At 53.2% G+C, this 16,201-nt stretch carries 12 protein-coding genes and 7 tRNA genes; 14 read left to right on the forward strand and 5 right to left on the reverse strand.

Annotated elements, in window-relative coordinates:
* The first annotated feature begins 132 nt into the window (after positions 1 to 132).
* Both fldA and fur read left to right on the forward strand, forming a co-directional pair.
* Positions 133 to 663 carry a flavodoxin FldA gene (gene fldA / locus ACG1VR_RS16930; protein ID WP_016535382.1) on the forward strand — a complete coding sequence of 177 codons (531 nt, stop codon included), beginning with the start codon at positions 133 to 135 and terminating at the stop codon, positions 661 to 663.
* A gap of 279 nt (positions 664 to 942) precedes the next feature.
* On the forward strand, positions 943 to 1,395 hold the full coding sequence (gene fur / locus ACG1VR_RS16935; protein ID WP_016535381.1) for a ferric iron uptake transcriptional regulator: 453 nt from the start codon (positions 943 to 945) through the stop codon (positions 1,393 to 1,395).
* Positions 1,396 to 1,498: 103 nt separating this feature from the next.
* On the opposite strand, the gene chiQ is transcribed toward fur, so the two are convergent.
* From chiQ to nagE, 4 genes are all read right to left on the reverse strand, one after another.
* Positions 1,499 to 1,825, reverse strand: a complete 327-nt coding sequence (gene chiQ, locus ACG1VR_RS16940) for a ChiQ/YbfN family lipoprotein (RefSeq protein WP_395489384.1) — start codon at positions 1,823 to 1,825, stop codon at positions 1,499 to 1,501.
* Between the two features lie 45 nt (positions 1,826 to 1,870).
* Positions 1,871 to 3,277, reverse strand: coding sequence for a chitoporin (gene chiP, locus ACG1VR_RS16945; RefSeq protein ID WP_395489385.1), 1,407 nt, complete (start codon positions 3,275 to 3,277; stop codon positions 1,871 to 1,873).
* Positions 3,278 to 3,740: 463 nt separating this feature from the next.
* Entirely contained in the window at positions 3,741 to 5,408 is a 1,668-nt protein-coding gene (gene glnS, locus ACG1VR_RS16950) for a glutamine--tRNA ligase (protein WP_395489386.1), read from the reverse strand.
* A gap of 177 nt (positions 5,409 to 5,585) precedes the next feature.
* A complete protein-coding gene (nagE, locus tag ACG1VR_RS16955) occupies positions 5,586 to 7,610 on the reverse strand; it encodes an N-acetylglucosamine-specific PTS transporter subunit IIBC (protein ID WP_039897999.1) in 2,025 nt (674 codons plus the stop codon).
* Between the two features lie 335 nt (positions 7,611 to 7,945).
* Between nagE and nagB the strand changes: the two genes are divergently transcribed.
* The 12 genes from nagB to ACG1VR_RS17015 all read left to right on the forward strand — a co-directional run bounded on the left by nagB (position 7,946) and on the right by ACG1VR_RS17015 (position 14,896).
* On the forward strand, positions 7,946 to 8,746 hold the full coding sequence (gene nagB / locus ACG1VR_RS16960; protein WP_039897998.1) for a glucosamine-6-phosphate deaminase: 801 nt from the start codon (positions 7,946 to 7,948) through the stop codon (positions 8,744 to 8,746).
* A 26-nt stretch (positions 8,747 to 8,772) separates the two neighbouring features.
* Positions 8,773 to 9,921 (forward strand): N-acetylglucosamine-6-phosphate deacetylase, encoded by a 1,149-nt coding sequence (gene nagA / locus ACG1VR_RS16965; protein ID WP_395489387.1) that lies wholly within the window; start codon positions 8,773 to 8,775, stop codon positions 9,919 to 9,921.
* A gap of 5 nt (positions 9,922 to 9,926) precedes the next feature.
* Positions 9,927 to 11,147 (forward strand): N-acetylglucosamine repressor, encoded by a 1,221-nt coding sequence (locus tag ACG1VR_RS16970; protein WP_395489388.1) that lies wholly within the window; start codon positions 9,927 to 9,929, stop codon positions 11,145 to 11,147.
* Between the two features lie 63 nt (positions 11,148 to 11,210).
* Complete coding sequence (locus ACG1VR_RS16975) at positions 11,211 to 11,966, forward strand: HAD-IIA family hydrolase (RefSeq protein ID WP_016535373.1); 756 nt, start codon at positions 11,211 to 11,213, stop codon at positions 11,964 to 11,966.
* 309 nt (positions 11,967 to 12,275) lie between these two features.
* On the forward strand, positions 12,276 to 13,937 hold the full coding sequence (gene asnB, locus ACG1VR_RS16980) for an asparagine synthase B (protein WP_016535371.1): 1,662 nt from the start codon (positions 12,276 to 12,278) through the stop codon (positions 13,935 to 13,937).
* A 251-nt stretch (positions 13,938 to 14,188) separates the two neighbouring features.
* Positions 14,189 to 14,265: transfer RNA gene (locus ACG1VR_RS16985), tRNA-Met, on the forward strand.
* A gap of 7 nt (positions 14,266 to 14,272) precedes the next feature.
* Positions 14,273 to 14,357, forward strand: a tRNA-Leu gene (locus ACG1VR_RS16990).
* Between the two features lie 24 nt (positions 14,358 to 14,381).
* Positions 14,382 to 14,456, forward strand: a tRNA-Gln gene (locus tag ACG1VR_RS16995).
* Positions 14,457 to 14,493: 37 nt separating this feature from the next.
* Positions 14,494 to 14,568: transfer RNA gene (locus tag ACG1VR_RS17000), tRNA-Gln, on the forward strand.
* A gap of 21 nt (positions 14,569 to 14,589) precedes the next feature.
* Positions 14,590 to 14,666 (forward strand) — tRNA-Met (locus ACG1VR_RS17005).
* 45 nt (positions 14,667 to 14,711) lie between these two features.
* Positions 14,712 to 14,786, forward strand: a tRNA-Gln gene (locus tag ACG1VR_RS17010).
* Between the two features lie 35 nt (positions 14,787 to 14,821).
* A tRNA-Gln gene (locus ACG1VR_RS17015) sits at positions 14,822 to 14,896 on the forward strand.
* A 92-nt stretch (positions 14,897 to 14,988) separates the two neighbouring features.
* Here ACG1VR_RS17015 and ubiF read toward each other — a convergent pair.
* Complete coding sequence (gene ubiF / locus ACG1VR_RS17020) at positions 14,989 to 16,164, reverse strand: 3-demethoxyubiquinol 3-hydroxylase (RefSeq protein WP_395489389.1); 1,176 nt, start codon at positions 16,162 to 16,164, stop codon at positions 14,989 to 14,991.
* Between the last annotated feature and the right edge of the window lie 37 nt (positions 16,165 to 16,201).

The raw sequence follows: 16,201 nt of genomic DNA on the forward strand, positions 1-16,201 counted from the left end.
GAAACCATGTTGCAGACTGTGCACCAGGGCGTGATAGCTGTTTCCGCTGGCGATTCTGTTCTGCTATGATTGCCCTATACGTGGGCATTTAACGGCCAGCATACTATTTAGTTTCAAGAGGTTATTTTACTCATGGCAATCGTAGGCATTTTTTTCGGCAGCGACACCGGTAACACCGAAAATATCGCGAAAATGATTCAAAAACAGCTCGGTAAAGAAGTTGCTGAGGTGCGTGACATTGCTAAAAGCAGCAAAGAAGATCTCGAAGGTTTCGACATTCTGTTGCTCGGCATTCCAACCTGGTACTACGGCGAAGCCCAGTGCGATTGGGATGATTTCTTCCCAACCCTCGAAGAAGTCGATTTCAACGGCAAGCTGGTTGCGCTGTTCGGCTGCGGCGACCAGGAAGATTATGCAGAATACTTCTGCGACGCGCTCGGCACCATCCGCGACATCATTGAACCGCGCGGCGCGGCGATTGTTGGCCACTGGCCAACCGCAGGCTACCACTTCGAAGCCTCCAAAGGCCTCGCGGATGACGACCACTTTGTTGGCCTGGCGATTGACGAAGACCGCCAGCCAGAACTGACCGCAGAACGCGTTGAAAAGTGGGTTAAGCAGGTTTCTGAAGAGCTGAATCTGGCCGATATCATTAACGCCTGATTTCAATGGCGCAAATGATGAATTTGCGCCATCTTGATAGATTGCAGCAATGAAAATAATTGCTACAAGTTTGTAACTTTCTCGTACATCCCTGTACAATGTCTTCCTGATAGCTTGGCTGATAATTACTGTAAATGGCGACGCCGCCACGATTTTTCAGCCTTATTTTGCACCATACTTGCGGTTCCCATTTAGAAGCAGCAGTTCTATAATGAGACGCATTACTCTTAACGCTCACTGCAGTTTGAGCGAATCGTTAAGCAACAGGACAATTTCCGCATGACTGACAACAATACCGCATTAAAGAAGGCCGGCTTGAAAGTCACGCTTCCGCGATTAAAAATCCTTGAAGTGCTGCAAGAGCCGGTAAATCATCACGTCAGCGCGGAAGACTTATATAAACGACTGATCGATATGGGCGAAGAGATTGGCCTGGCGACGGTCTACCGCGTGCTGAACCAGTTTGACGATGCCGGGATCGTGACCCGTCATAATTTTGAAGGCGGCAAGTCCGTTTTTGAACTGACCCAGCAGCATCACCACGATCACCTTATCTGCCTCGACTGCGGTAAAGTGATTGAATTCAGCGATGACTCCATCGAGCTGCGCCAGCGTGAAATTGCCGCTCGTCACGGTATTCGCCTGACCAACCATAGCCTGTATCTGTACGGGCACTGCGCTGAAGGCGACTGCCGCGAAGACGAAAACGCTCACGCGCCTAAAGAGAAGTAAAGCGCTTTAGCGAACGCCGCCCTACTCTGACGGCGGCGCTCAAAAAAACAAAAACCGGTGAATCGCTTCACCGGTTTTTTTATCGACTAAAGAAAGTAAAGCCTTAGCCGTTGTTGGCGCGAATTTCCTGCCAAATTTTGTCGCAGCGTACTTTTGCCGCTTCGTCATTGCCGCTTTTTCTGGCCTGGATACATTTCTGGTAGTCCAGCACGTTAACCGTTTCCTTCTCGGCAAAGGCCTGGTGCTGTTTTTCCTGGCGCAGCACGTTCAGCACGCTCTGGCAGGCTTCAATTTTATCCGGGTTACCTTCCGCAGTATTGATACAGGCGCTATAGGCCTGCTTCAGGCGTGAGTCTTCCTTCGGAGCCGCAGGCTGAACGCAGGCGGACAGGCTAAAGGCTACGGCGGTAACCAGCAGAATCTTTTTCATATTCTATCCTTATCAAAATCGGGCGCTTTCGCGCCCGGTTTCACATCAGAAGATGGTGAATGGTGCGATAACGATGAATTTCACGTCACGCTCATCCTGGAACATGTTGCCGTAACCACCGCCCCAGCTTGGGATGTCTGAGTGGTTGTCGTACTGGGTAAAGTGCAGTTTGAACAGCGTACCTTTAGCACGACCTTCCTGCACGGTGTACATCGCGTCCAGACTGTAAGAAGACTCTTTGATTTTGTTGGCCGCAAGATCCTGACGGTTACCGGCAGCATCAAGCGCCCAGGTAGATGGTTTCGCATCCCATGCATAGACATAGGAGCCACCCACTGCCCAACCCGGCAGGTTCCAGTTGCTCAGGTCGTACATTGCGCCGAAGAATACCGCTTTTTCGCCGTTGGCGTTGAAGTCAGAGCGGTTATCCCACCACACGTCGAGACGGCCGTTGGAGGAAGCGTAGGTTGGGGTCATACGCTGCAGGAAGTACCCCTGCTGGCCTTCTGCCTTAACCATGGTTCCTTCGAGACGCAGGTCAACCTGGCCTACTTTATAGCCGAAGGTCAGTGCCTGCAGCCATGCGGTGCCGTCGTAAATATCGTTGATGGTATTATTGCTGGCTTTATCGCGGGTGCCGTAGAACTGGTAGCTGGTGCTCAGAGGGCTGCCTGCAACATCAAATTTGTAGCTGGCTTTAGCAAAATACTGGTCAACGAAGCCCTGGGCCTGGCCGAATGCCCCTTCCAGAATCAAGTCATTTTTGAAGTCATACTTCGCGCCGATGGAGTGCAGATAGTCGACTTTGGTCTTTTTGTCGTTCTGATAGAACTTATCCGTTTCCAGGTGCCATGGAGCCTTGTACTCGTTGGTCCACATGTAGGAGAAGCTCAGCGCGCCCGCATCGCCATAGTCAAAGGCAGCACCGGCTTCAGCACCCTGATAGGTACCCGGCATAAAGCTCCAGTGCGGAGCCAGCAGGGTCTGGCCGGTTGGCTGGATGTAACCCGCACGCGCCCAAACCGGGCCATATTTAAATTTAGCCGCGGCCTTATAGAGACTGATCCCGCTCTTATCGCCGGAATAATCTTCGCTGTAGCCTTTATTTTTGGAAGAGAAAGCGATTTCGTTCGGGTGGCCGCTGGCGCTATCTTCAGCCATTTCAATCGCGGTGAATGCCGCAATATCGAGACCAAACATATCGGCCGCATAGCCGGACTGGAAGTCGAGGTTGGCGTTCCAGGTGGAGTGTGACAGGTTGGTTTTGTATTTGCCGTCAGCTACATCTTTACGGTCACGCTCACGTTGCCAGTAATAGACGCCCCCGGTCAGCGTTGAGTCATCAACAAAACCAGCCGCGCTAACCTGCGGAGCAACAACAAAGCCTGAAAGAGCGGTAACGCTTGCAATAGCAAGAGCAAGCGCACTACGTTTGCCACTAAACGTACGCATAATTAAATTCCTCTTTGACGTAAAAATCATCGCCTGACGTGAAAAGCGTCATGGACGAAAAAAGTAAAATTGCCTGACGGCTAAAAAGCGGTTTTTACATTACTCACCCGCATTACTGCTGCTCATAGACTATTTTTCGCGACGCGAATTATCAATGACTTTGTATGAGAGATTTCCTGGAGTATGACAGAGAGCACATAATCTATGTGCATTTGTAACAATTTCACACCACGGATTCTTCATCCTTCATTTCATTGATTAGCCATATAAAAAACTTTTGAGAGCGCTTTCATTATATGAGTCAGAAGATTACGGGATAAACAGGAATAAAAAAGAGGGTATTTTCAGGCTCTGTAAATGAGAATTAATTCGCAACGCGAATGTGTATGAATGGTTAAAGGAGTGTTTTCAGAAAGAAAAAACGCCGCATAAAGCGGCGTTTCGGTGAAGCGATAAACGGCGGTTACTCGCCGACTTTCGCCCAGGTATCGCGCAGACCAACGGTGCGGTTAAACACCAGTTTTTCCGCCGTGGTGTAGCGGCTATCGAGGCAGAAGTAGCCTTCGCGCTCAAACTGGTAGGCCTTGCCTTTTTCCGCAGTTTGCAGGCTTGGCTCAACGAAGCCCTGCTTGATAACCAGCGACTCAGAGTTGATGGTCGCCAGGAAATCTTCCGCCGCGCCCGGGTTAGCCACGCTGAACAGGCGATCGTACAGACGGATTTCCACCGGCAGCGCGTGCGCGGCGCTAACCCAGTGAATAACACCCTTAACTTTACGCCCGTCTGAAGGATCTTTGCTCAGAGTTTCCTGATCGTAGGTGCAGTACAGTTCGGTGATATTGCCTTCCGCATCTTTTTCTACGCGTTCTGCTTTAATCACGTACGCATTGCGCAGGCGAACTTCTTTACCCAGCACCAGGCGCTTGTACTGCTTGTTCGCTTCTTCGCGGAAGTCAGCGCGGTCAATGTAAACCTCGCCGCTGAACGGCACCTGACGGCTGCCCATTTCAGGTTTATTCGGATGATTCGGCATGGTCACCGTCTCTTCCTGGCCCTGAGGGTAGTTAGTGATGATAACTTTAACCGGATCGAGAACCGCCATCGCACGCGGTGCGTTCTCGTTCAGGTCATCACGAATGCAGGACTCCAGGGCGGCCATTTCTACGGTGTTATCCTGCTTGGTCACGCCAATGCGTTTGCAGAACTCACGGATAGAAGCGGCGGTATAGCCGCGGCGACGCAGGCCGGAAATCGTCGGCATACGCGGGTCATCCCAGCCTTCAACAATCTTCTCGGTCACCAGCAGGTTCAGCTTACGCTTCGACATGATGGCGTATTCGAGGTTCAGGCGAGAGAACTCATACTGGCGCGGGTGAGCAGGAATGGTGATGTTATCCAGCACCCAGTCATACAGGCGACGGTTATCCTGGAATTCCAGCGTACACAGCGAATGAGTAATGCCTTCCAGCGCATCGGAAATGCAGTGGGTAAAGTCGTACATCGGGTAGATGCACCACTTGCTGCCGGTCTGGTGGTGATCGGCAAATTTAATGCGGTACAGAACCGGATCGCGCATCACGATAAACGGCGAAGCCATATCGATTTTTGCACGCAGGCACGCAGTACCCTCGGCGAACTCGCCGTTACGCATTTTCTCAAACAGCGCGAGGTTTTCCTCAACGCTGCGGTCGCGGAACGGGCTGTTTTTACCCGGCGCGGTCAGGCTGCCGCGGTATTCGCGAATTTGCTCAGGGCTTAGCTCATCGACATAGGCCAGTCCTTTATTAATTAGCTCAACGGCATAATTAAACAGCTGGTCGAAATAGTCTGAGGAGTAACGGACGTTACCGGACCAGTGGAAGCCCAGCCATTCAACGTCGTGCTTAATAGACTCAACGTATTCGATGTCTTCTTTTACCGGGTTAGTGTCATCGAAACGCAGGTTGCACTGCCCCTGGTAGTCCTGGGCAATGCCAAAGTTCAGGCAAATAGACTTGGCATGGCCAATATGCAGATAGCCGTTTGGCTCAGGCGGAAAACGGGTGCAAATACTGGTGTGCTTACCGTTCGCCAGGTCTTCATCAATAATCTGACGAATAAAGTTAGTTGGGCGGGCTTCAGCCTCACTCATCGCGGGTTCCTCAAAGCGTGTACCTTAGTTAACGGTGCATGATCTAATAAGCGGCCTCGGGAAACAACCTTTAGTTGCATTAATTAGGGTTATCAATCAGCGGCAAATCGCAGGCAATAAAAAAGCGGCTGACGATTTCCGTCAGCCGCTCAGGCACAATAGCTTACTCAGGAGCGATTATTTGCCTTTAATCTCATACAGCGGCGTTTGGCCGGCAACAACCTGACCTTTAGCCTGGATAACCAGACCGCTGAAGTCGTCGATGTTGCTGCAAACTACCGGGCTAATCATGGAGCGGGCGTTAGCGTTCAGGAAATCAAGATCCATTTCCAGAATCGGCTGGCCTGCAACCACTTCAGCGCCCTCTTCCACCAGGCGAGTAAAGCCCTTTCCACCCAGAGCAACGGTATCGATGCCCATGTGAACCACAATCTCAGCGCCTTTTTCGGTTTCGAGGCAGAAAGCGTGGTTGGTGTTGAAGATTTTCACGATAGTACCGGCCGCCGGAGAGACGACGGTTTTATCAGTTGGCTTAACGGCTACGCCATCGCCAACGGCTTTGCTGGCAAACGCTTCGTCAGGAACCTGCTCAAGTTCAACCACTTCGCCGGTGACCGGAGAAACCAGAGTGGCAATAGTCACGCTGGTAGCATTAGGCACGGCCTGCGGTTTAGCAGCAGCCTGTGGTGCAGCACCGGCAACCGGGGCAGCAGCTTCTACGGTGCCCGCAGTTTTCATTGCGTTAGCAATTTTTTCTGCGGCAAAGCCGACGATTATCTGCACGCTGGTTTTGTTCAGGCGGATAACGCCCGTCGCACCCAGGCGCTTAGCCAGCGCTTCATTGACTACGGAAGAGTCTTTAACGTTCAGACGCAGACGAGTGATACAGGCATCAATGCCGGTCAGGTTAGCAGAGCCACCCACGGCAGAGATGTACTGACGAGCCAGACCAGAAACGTCCTGGTTAGCATCGCCGCTCACGTTCACATCCTGGCCATCGGCTTCGTCACCGGCAACCGCCAGCTCGCGACCCGGAGTCAGCAGGTTGAATTTGGTGATGGTGAAGCGGAACACCACGTAGTAAATAACGAAGAACACCAGGCCCTGCGGGATAAGCATCCACCAGTGGGTTGCCAGCGGGTTACGGGAAGAAAGCACCATATCCACCAGACCTGCGGAGAAGCCGAAACCTGCAATCCAGTGCATGCTTGCCGCGATAAATACGGAGATACCGGTCAGGAAAGCGTGGATAACGTACAGAACCGGCGCAACGAACATGAAGGAGAATTCCAGCGGTTCGGTGATACCGGTGAAGAACGCGGCAAAAGCAGCAGCCATCATAATACCGGCAACTTTCGCTTTGTTTTCAGGACGTGCACAGTGGTAGATGGCAAGCGCTGCACCCGGCAGGCCGAACATCATAATCGGGAAGAAGCCAGCCTGGTAACGACCGGTGATACCGACAACCGCTTTACCTGCTTCGATGGACTGAGCGCCACCCAGGAAGTTAGGAATGTCGTTAATGCCCGCAACGTCGAACCAGAACACGGAGTTCAGGGCGTGGTGCAGACCAACCGGGATCAGCAGACGGTTGAAGAACGCATAGATGCCTGCGCCCGCAGAACCGAGTTTCTGAATGTGCTCACCAAAGTTCACCAGGCCATCGAAGATCATCGGCCAGACGTACATCATGATGAACGCAACGAGGATCATCAGGAAAGAGGTGAGGATCGGCACCAGACGGCGACCGCTGAAGAACGACAGCGCTTTCGGCAGCTCAACGCCGCTGAAGCGGTTGTACAGTTCCGCAGAGATAATACCGACCAGAATACCCACAAACTGGTTTTCAATTTTACCGAATGCCGCCGGAACCTGATCCGCCGGGATTTTCTGAATCATTGCAACCGCTGCCGGTGAGCAGAGGGTGGTCAGAACCAGGAAGCCAACAAAGCCGGTCAGCGCTGCTGCGCCGTCTTTATCTTTAGACATACCGTAAGCCACACCGATGGCGAACAGTACGGACATGTGATCAATGATTGCGGAACCGGATTTAATGAAGAGTGCCGCTAACGCGTTGTCTCCACCCCAACTAACTGGGTCAATCCAGTAACCAACCCCCATTAATATTGCTGCTGCTGGCAGTGTAGCCACGGGCACCATAAGTGCGCGGCCCACGCGTTGTAGATAACCTAGAATACTCACTTTATTCCCCCTATGAGACCCCGTTAAGGCTCGCTCAAGCAGTGTTTATTATTGTCTTAACAACCTTGAATGTACGGCGACTTTTACATCACACGCTGAAGTGTGAAAAAAATTAATTCGTACCGCAAATTAAACGCACCTTTTTTGTGACATTTATCACCAAATATCGCTAACCCCCTCCCCTGTTACTGGCTATCTCCGAAAACTTATTTTATGATTAAAAAAATCAAGGCGGATTGATCCCTGTTTGTTCAGGATAAAAGTGGTTTACCCTTAAGCTTTATCAAGATCGATTCAGCCAACCCAATTTTTACTCTTAACTTACGAGGTGAATGATGAGACTGATTCCCCTGGCTACCCCGGCTCAGGTCGGCAAATGGGCAGCTCGCCATATTGTAAACCGCATTAATGCATTCAAACCGACCGCGGACCGTCCGTTCGTATTAGGTCTGCCAACCGGCGGCACCCCGCTGGAAGCTTACAAAGCTCTGGTAGAGATGCATAAAGCAGGCCAGGTTAGCTTTAAGAACGTCGTCACGTTCAATATGGACGAATACGTAGGTCTGCCGAAGGAGCACCCGGAAAGTTATTATACTTTCATGCACCGCAACTTCTTTGATCACGTTGATATCCCAGCGGAAAACATTAACCTGCTGAACGGCAATGCTGAAGACGTTGACGCGGAATGCCGCCGTTACGAAGAAAAGATCCGCTCTTACGGCAAAATCAACCTGTTCATGGGCGGCGTGGGCAACGACGGCCACATCGCGTTCAACGAACCGGCTTCTTCCCTCTCTTCCCGCACCCGCATTAAAACCCTGACCCATGACACCCGTGTGGCAAACTCCCGCTTCTTCGGCGGGGACGTGACTCAGGTTCCAAAATATGCGCTGACCGTGGGCGTGGGCACGCTGCTTGATGCAGAAGAAGTGATGATTCTGGTGCTCGGCGGCGTGAAAGCGCTGGCGCTGCAGGCCGCGGTTGAAGGCAACGTTAACCACATGTGGACCATTACCTGCCTGCAGCTGCATCCGAAGGCGGTTATCGTGTGTGATGAGCCGTCCACCATGGAGCTGAAAGTGAAAACGTTGAAATATTTCAACGAGCTGGAAGCAGAAAACATCAAAGGTCTTTAAGTTTTAGTTATTACCGGGGGTAGGATATGTATGCATTAACCCACGGTCGGATTTACACCGGCCATGAAATTCTGGATGACCACGCGGTTGTTATCGCCGATGGCCTGATTGAGCGTATCTGCCCTGCCGACTCTCTGCCGGCAGGAATGGAAACTCGCGATGTGGGCGGTGCCGTCATTGCCCCCGGTTTTATTGATGTACAGCTGAACGGCTGCGGCGGCGTGCAGTTCAACGACACCGCAGAAGCCGTTTCGGTTGAAACGCTGGAGAGCATGCAGAAAGCGAACGAACGTTCGGGCTGCACCAGCTACCTGCCAACGCTTATCACCACCAGCGACGAGCTGATGATGCAGGGCGTGAAAGTAATGCGTGAATATCTGGCGAAATACAGCAACCAGGCGCTGGGCCTGCACCTTGAAGGGCCGTGGCTCAACATGGTGAAGAAAGGCACCCACAACCCAGGGTTTGTGCGTAAGCCAGACGCTAAGCTGGTTGATTTCCTGTGCCAAAACGCAGACGTCATCACCAAAGTGACTCTGGCTCCGGAAATGGTTGAGCCAGAAGTGATTGAAAAACTGGTTGCCGCGGGCATTATCGTTTCCGCCGGGCACTCCAACGCAACGGCTAAAGAAGCAAAAATCGGCTTCCGCGCGGGTATTACCTTTGCGACCCACCTTTTCAACGCCATGCCTTATATTACCGGGCGTGAACCGGGTCTTGCGGGCGCAATCTTTGATGAAGCAGACGTTTACTGCGGCATCATTGCCGATGGCCTGCATGTGGATTATGCGAATATTCGCACCGCAAAACGCGTGAAGGGCGATAAACTGTGCCTGGTCACCGACGCCACCGCTCCGGCAGGCGCGAATATCGACCAGTTCATTTTTGCCGGTAAAACAATATACTACCGTGACGGCCTGTGCGTAGATGAGAACGGAACCCTCAGCGGCTCTGCTCTGACTATGATTCAGGGCGTTCGTAATCTGGTAGAGCACGCCGCTATCGCGCTGGATGAAGTCCTGCGAATGGCAACGCTCTACCCCGCTCGCGCAATGGGCGTGGATAAACAGCTGGGTTCAGTCGAAGCCGGTAAAGTGGCGAACCTGACCGTGTTTAACCGCGACTATAAAATTATCAAGACCATCGTTAATGGTAACGAGGTCGTAACTGAGTAAATAGCATGACGACTGGCGGACAAGCCCAAATTGGTAACGTTGACCTGGTAAAACAGCTGAATAGCGCGGCGGTGTACCGCCTGATTGACCAGCATGGTCCTATCTCGCGCATTCAAATTGCCGAACAAAGCCAACTTGCGCCCGCCAGCGTAACGAAAATTACTCGCCAGCTTATTGAGCGCGGCCTGATTAAAGAAGTCGATCAGCAGGCCTCCACCGGCGGCCGCCGCGCTATCTCCATCATTACCGAAACCCGCAATTTCCACGCTATTGGCGTGCGTCTTGGCCGCCACGACGCCACCATCACGCTGTTTGACCTGAGCGCAAAGCCGCTGGCAGAAGAGCATTACCCGCTGCCTGAACGCACGCAGGAAACCCTCGAGCATGCCCTGCTCAACGCCATCGGGCATTTTCTGGAGAGCTACCAGCGTAAAATCCGCGAGCTGATTGCTATTTCGGTGATTTTACCCGGCCTGGTCGACCCGGAAAGCGGCGTGGTCCGCTATATGCCGCACATCGCGGTGAATAACTGGGCGCTGGTTCAGAGCCTGGAAAAACGCTTCAATGTGACCTGCTTTGTCGGGCACGATATCCGTAGCCTGGCGCTGGCCGAGCACTATTTCGGTGCAACACACGACTGCGAAGACTCCATTTTGGTGCGCGTTCACCGCGGCACCGGGGCCGGTATTCTGTCAAACGGCAGGATTTTTATCGGCCGTAACGGCAACGTGGGTGAGATTGGCCACATTCAGGTTGATCCTCTGGGCGAGCGCTGCCACTGCGGCAATTTCGGCTGCCTCGAAACCATCGCCGCTAACGCCGCCATTGAACAGCGGGTTCGCCACCTGCTCGAACAGGGCTATAACAGCCGCCTGACGCTGGATGACTGTGGTATTCAGGCCATCTGTAAAGCTGCCAATAAGGGCGATGCGCTGGCCTGCGAAGTGCTGGAGCACGTTGGCCGCCACCTGGGCAAAGCGATCTCTATCGCCATTAACCTGTTTAACCCGCAAAAAGTGGTGCTGGCCGGCGAGATTATAGAAGCCGAGAAAGTGCTGCTTCCCGCTATCGAAGGCTGCATCAACACCCAGGTACTGAACGCGTTCCGTAAAAACCTGCCGGTCGTCTGTTCAAAACTCGACGACCGCTCGGCAATTGGCGCATTCGCGCTGGTAAAGCGTTCGATGCTAAACGGCGTGCTGCTCCAGCATTTGCTGGAAAGTTAATACGGCCAGGGCAGCATTTTACGCTATAGTTACCGCCTTCTTTTCCGTGAGCCAGAGTTGTTAATGACCACCATTCAGAACGTAATTTGTGATATCGACGGCGTGCTGATGCACGACAATGTTGCCGTGCCGGGCGCTAATGAGTTTCTGGCACGCATCCTTGAGAAGGGATTCCCGCTGGTGTTGCTGACCAACTACCCTTCCCAGACCAGCCAGGATCTTGCCAACCGCTTTGCTTCCGCAGGCATTGACGTGCCGGAGAGCGTGTTTTACACCTCCGCAATGGCAACGGCAGATTTTCTGCGCCGCCAGGAAGGTAAAAAGGCCTATGTAGTTGGCGAAGGCGCGCTGATCCATGAGCTGTATAAAGCAGGCTTCACCATTACCGACATCAACCCGGATTTTGTCATCGTCGGCGAAACCCGCTCCTTCAACTGGGAAATGATGCACAAGGCCGCTTACTTTGTGGCAAACGGGGCGCGCTTTATTGCCACCAACCCGGACAGCCACGGCCACGGTTTTAGCCCGGCCTGCGGTGCGCTTTGCGCCGGTATCGAAAAAATCTCCGGCCGCGAGCCGTTTTATGTCGGCAAACCGAGCCCGTGGATCATCCGCGCTGCGTTGAACAAAATGCAGGCCCACTCCGAGCAAACCGTGATTGTCGGCGACAACCTGCGCACCGATATTCTGGCAGGCTTCCAGGCCGGCCTTGAAACCATTCTGGTGCTGTCCGGCGTTTCCAGCCTGAATAACGTAGACGACATGCCGTTCCGGCCGAGCTGGATTTATCCTTCGGTCGCGGAAATCGACATCTTCTAAGCGTAACGCCGGCCAATCCGCCGGCGTTTTTATTTATCCGCAAAAACCCCCGCATTTGGATGAATAAAATCTGCCTCCAAATGTTAAAAATTGCCGATCCGCTAATTTTCAGGGCCAAAACATCCGCATTTTTCAGAGATCGGCAATCCTCACTTAACTATTTATCAGCAGAACACTAAATCCCTTGCATTCCCTTCAGCGATTGAGCATTTTCATTATTAAGCAACGCAGCAAAGCCGCAGTAAAAAGCAAAAACGGCAACGCAGCATCACAACTCAAATCGCTCAGGCAAGTGTACGGAGAAGTTCTATGTGTTCTATTTTCGGCGTTCTCGATATCAAAACCGATGCAGTTGAATTGCGCAAAAAAGCGCTGGAATTATCACGTCTGATGCGCCACCGCGGCCCCGACTGGTCCGGCGTCTACGCCAGCGACAAAGCGATTCTGGTTCACGAGCGACTGTCGATTGTCGACGTCAACGCCGGTGCTCAGCCTCTGTACAACGTCGAGAAAACTCACGCCCTGGCGGTTAACGGTGAAATCTATAATCACCAGGCCCTGCGCGCTGAATACGGTGACCGCTATCAGTTCCAGACCGGCTCAGACTGCGAAGTTATCCTGGCGCTTTACCAGGAGAAAGGCCCTGAATTCCTCGACGACCTGCAGGGGATGTTTGCTTTCGCCCTCTACGACAGCGAGCAGGACGCCTACCTGATTGGCCGCGACCACATCGGCATTATTCCGCTGTATATGGGCCACGACGAGCACGGCAACATGTACGTTGCTTCCGAAATGAAAGCCCTGGTGCCGGTTTGCCGCACCATTAAAGAGTTCCCGGCCGGAAGTTACCTGTGGAGCAAAGACGGCGAAATTCGCAGCTACTACCAGCGTGACTGGTTCAGCTACGAAGAAGTTAAAGACAACGTGACGGATAAAAATGCCCTGCGCCAGGCGCTGGAAGATTCCGTGAAGAGCCACCTGATGTCCGATGTGCCTTACGGCGTGCTGCTGTCCGGCGGGCTGGACTCTTCGGTTATCTCCGCGATTACCAAGAAATTTGCCGCCCGCCGCGTTGAAGACGAAGAGCGCAGCGAAGCCTGGTGGCCGCAGCTGCACTCCTTCGCCGTGGGCCTGGAAGGTGCGCCGGATCTTAAGGCCGCTCAGGAAGTGGCAAACCATCTCGGCACGGTTCACCATGAGATTCACTTTACCGTTCAGGAAGGTCTGGACGCTATACGCGACGTTATCTACCACATCGAAACCTACGATGTGACCACCATCAGGGCCTCTACCCCGATGTATCTGATGTCGCGTAAGATCAAGGCGATGGGCATTAAAATGGTGCTCTCTGGCGAAGGTTCTGACGAAGTATTTGGCGGCTATCTGTATTTCCATAAGGCGCCAAACGCTAAAGAGCTGCACGAAGAAACCGTACGCAAACTGCAGGCGCTGCATATGTTTGACTGCGCCCGAGCCAACAAGGCGATGTCCGCCTGGGGCGTGGAAGCGCGCGTACCGTTCCTCGACAAGAAATTCCTCGACGTGGCGATGCGCATCAACCCGCAGGATAAAATGTGCGGCAACGGTAAAATGGAGAAGCACGTGCTGCGCGAATGCTTCGAGTCTTACCTGCCGGCAAGCGTCGCCTGGCGCCAAAAAGAGCAGTTCTCTGACGGCGTGGGCTATAGCTGGATTGATACGCTGAAAGAAGTGGCGGCCGAACAGATTAGCGACCAGCAGTTGGCTACCGCCAGCTACCGTTTCCCGTACAACACGCCGGGTTCTAAAGAGGCGTACCTGTACCGCGAAATCTTCGAAGAACTGTTCCCGCTGCAAAGCGCGGCTGAGTGTGTACCGGGCGGCCCTTCCGTTGCCTGTTCTTCTGCTAAAGCCATCGAGTGGGATGAGTCGTTTAAAAACATGAACGATCCGTCAGGACGCGCGGTTGGCGTGCATCAGGCCGCTTATTAATAAGCGATTTAGCGTAAAACAACGGGCCTTTTGGCCCGTTGTTGTTTCTGTATTATCGCTGAGGCTTTATCCCTGTTTTTAACCGCAATTAAAATCAAAACCCGCCGTTATTGTCGATATTTCAAGCAAGCTGTTCGCAAGTCATTCAAACGAGCATTCTGAGCGGGTTTTCGGGAAAAAACTAGTTGACGCTGTAGAGTCAACTCAGCATAATGCGCCCCGCAACGCCGATAAGGTTACGCAAAAAAGATGGCTACGTAGCTCAGCTGGTTAGAGCACATCACTCATAATGATGGGGTCACAGGTTCGAATCCCGTCGTAGCCACCATCTTTTTGCGGGAGTGGCGAAATTGGTAGACGCACCAGATTTAGGTTCTGGCGCCGCAAGGTGTGCGAGTTCAAGTCTCGCCTCCCGCACCATTTCCTTTTACCGCGTTGCACGGATGGGGTATCGCCAAGCGGTAAGGCACCGGTTTTTGATACCGGCATTCCCTGGTTCGAATCCAGGTACCCCAGCCACAATTCTTCGATATTAGCGGTTCACCGCGACGGTCATTGGGGTATCGCCAAGCGGTAAGGCACCGGTTTTTGATACCGGCATTCCCTGGTTCGAATCCAGGTACCCCAGCCATCGAAGAATATGTTAAGATTTGGCTACGTAGCTCAGCTGGTTAGAGCACATCACTCATAATGATGGGGTCACAGGTTCGAATCCCGTCGTAGCCACCATACAACGGAGTTATTGATTAAGTTCGATAAATCCTAAAAAATTGTTGGGGTATCGCCAAGCGGTAAGGCTCTGGTTTCTGATACCAGCATTCCGAGGTTCGAATCCTCGTACCCCAGCCAATTTAAAAAGTCGTTCACTTGTGAGCGCAACCCGTTGGGGTATCGCCAAGCGGTAAGGCTCTGGTTTCTGATACCAGCATTCCGAGGTTCGAATCCTCGTACCCCAGCCACACAATGAAAAGCCCGCGCAAGCGGGCTTTTTGCTTTTCTGTCAGAAACAGAGTTGCCTGATACCCTCTCCCACGGGGAGAGGGTATCAAGTTTAGAGTCCCAGAGCGTATTTCAGCGCTTTACGTTTCAGACCGCCCGCTCTTTCTGCCGCCATCAGACCAAGATTTCGCACCACGCGCAGCGGTGACAGCGTATTGCTGAACCCTGCGTAGAACAGATCCATTCCACTTTGCATCAGGAAGTTATCCGCCTGCCTGCGTGCCTGGTAGCGCTTAAGAATTGCCGAGCTCGCCCAGTCTTCCCCGTGGCTACGAGCGTTAATCATCACCTCAAGCAAAGCTTCCACATCACGATAGCCGAGATTCACGCCCTGGCCCGCCAGAGGATGGATGGTATGCGCGGCATCGCCAATCAACGCCAGCCCAGGCTGAACGTACTCTAGCGCATGGCGGCGAGTCAGAGGGAAAGCGCCGCTGGCGAGCGGAGTCACCGCCCCAAGTCGGCTCGGGAAGGCGGCCGCAATCGCTTTTTGCAGTTGCGGCATATTCATGCTTTGCAGCTGGCGAATACGCGCCGGAGTGTCGTACCAGACCAGCGAAGCCCAGTTGTCGAACAGCGGTAAAAACGCATGTGGTCCGGTCGGGGTAAAATGCTGCCAGGTGCTGTCGCCCGGGGCCGATTCGCATTTCACGGTAATCAGCATACAGGACTGACGGTACTGCCAGGCGTGAATGCCAATCCCGGCCCATTGTCTGACCTGAGAGTTCGCCCCGTCAGCGCCAATCACCATCGCCGCATCAAGCGTATCGCCCGCACTAAACTCCAGCGTCCAGCCCTGCTGGCGCCGGTGTATTTTGTTCAGACTGGCCGGGCAAAGCAGCGAAACCTGAGGGTGAGCTTCCAGCGCGCCCCAAAGCGCACGTTGCAGAACGTTATTCTCCACCATAAAACCAAGCTCGGGTAAGCCCAGTTCGGCAGCGTCGAAACCAACGTGAGCGCTCTCCCATTCCCAGGTTTCAAGGCGACGATAAGGGTGCGCACGCATTGCCAGCACGCTATCCCAGACGCCCAGAGATTTCAGCACGCCAACCGACGCGCTGCTGATTGCCGAAATTCTGACGTCAGGCTGGCTATCGGCGACAAAAGCCTCGGGAGCCTGATGCTCAATAACCGCAACCCTGAAGCCGCTTTGCGCCAGCCCCAGCGCCGCTGCCGCGCCGACCATACCGCCGCCGACAACGGCCACTTCAATTGCTTGATTTGCCATGAGTCACTTTCCTTAATTTATCTCAGCTGATTCTACT

Origin of the sequence: Cedecea davisae (assembly GCF_044095835.1) — a bacterium.
GTDB classification, from domain to species: Bacteria; Pseudomonadota; Gammaproteobacteria; order Enterobacterales; family Enterobacteriaceae; genus Cedecea; species Cedecea davisae.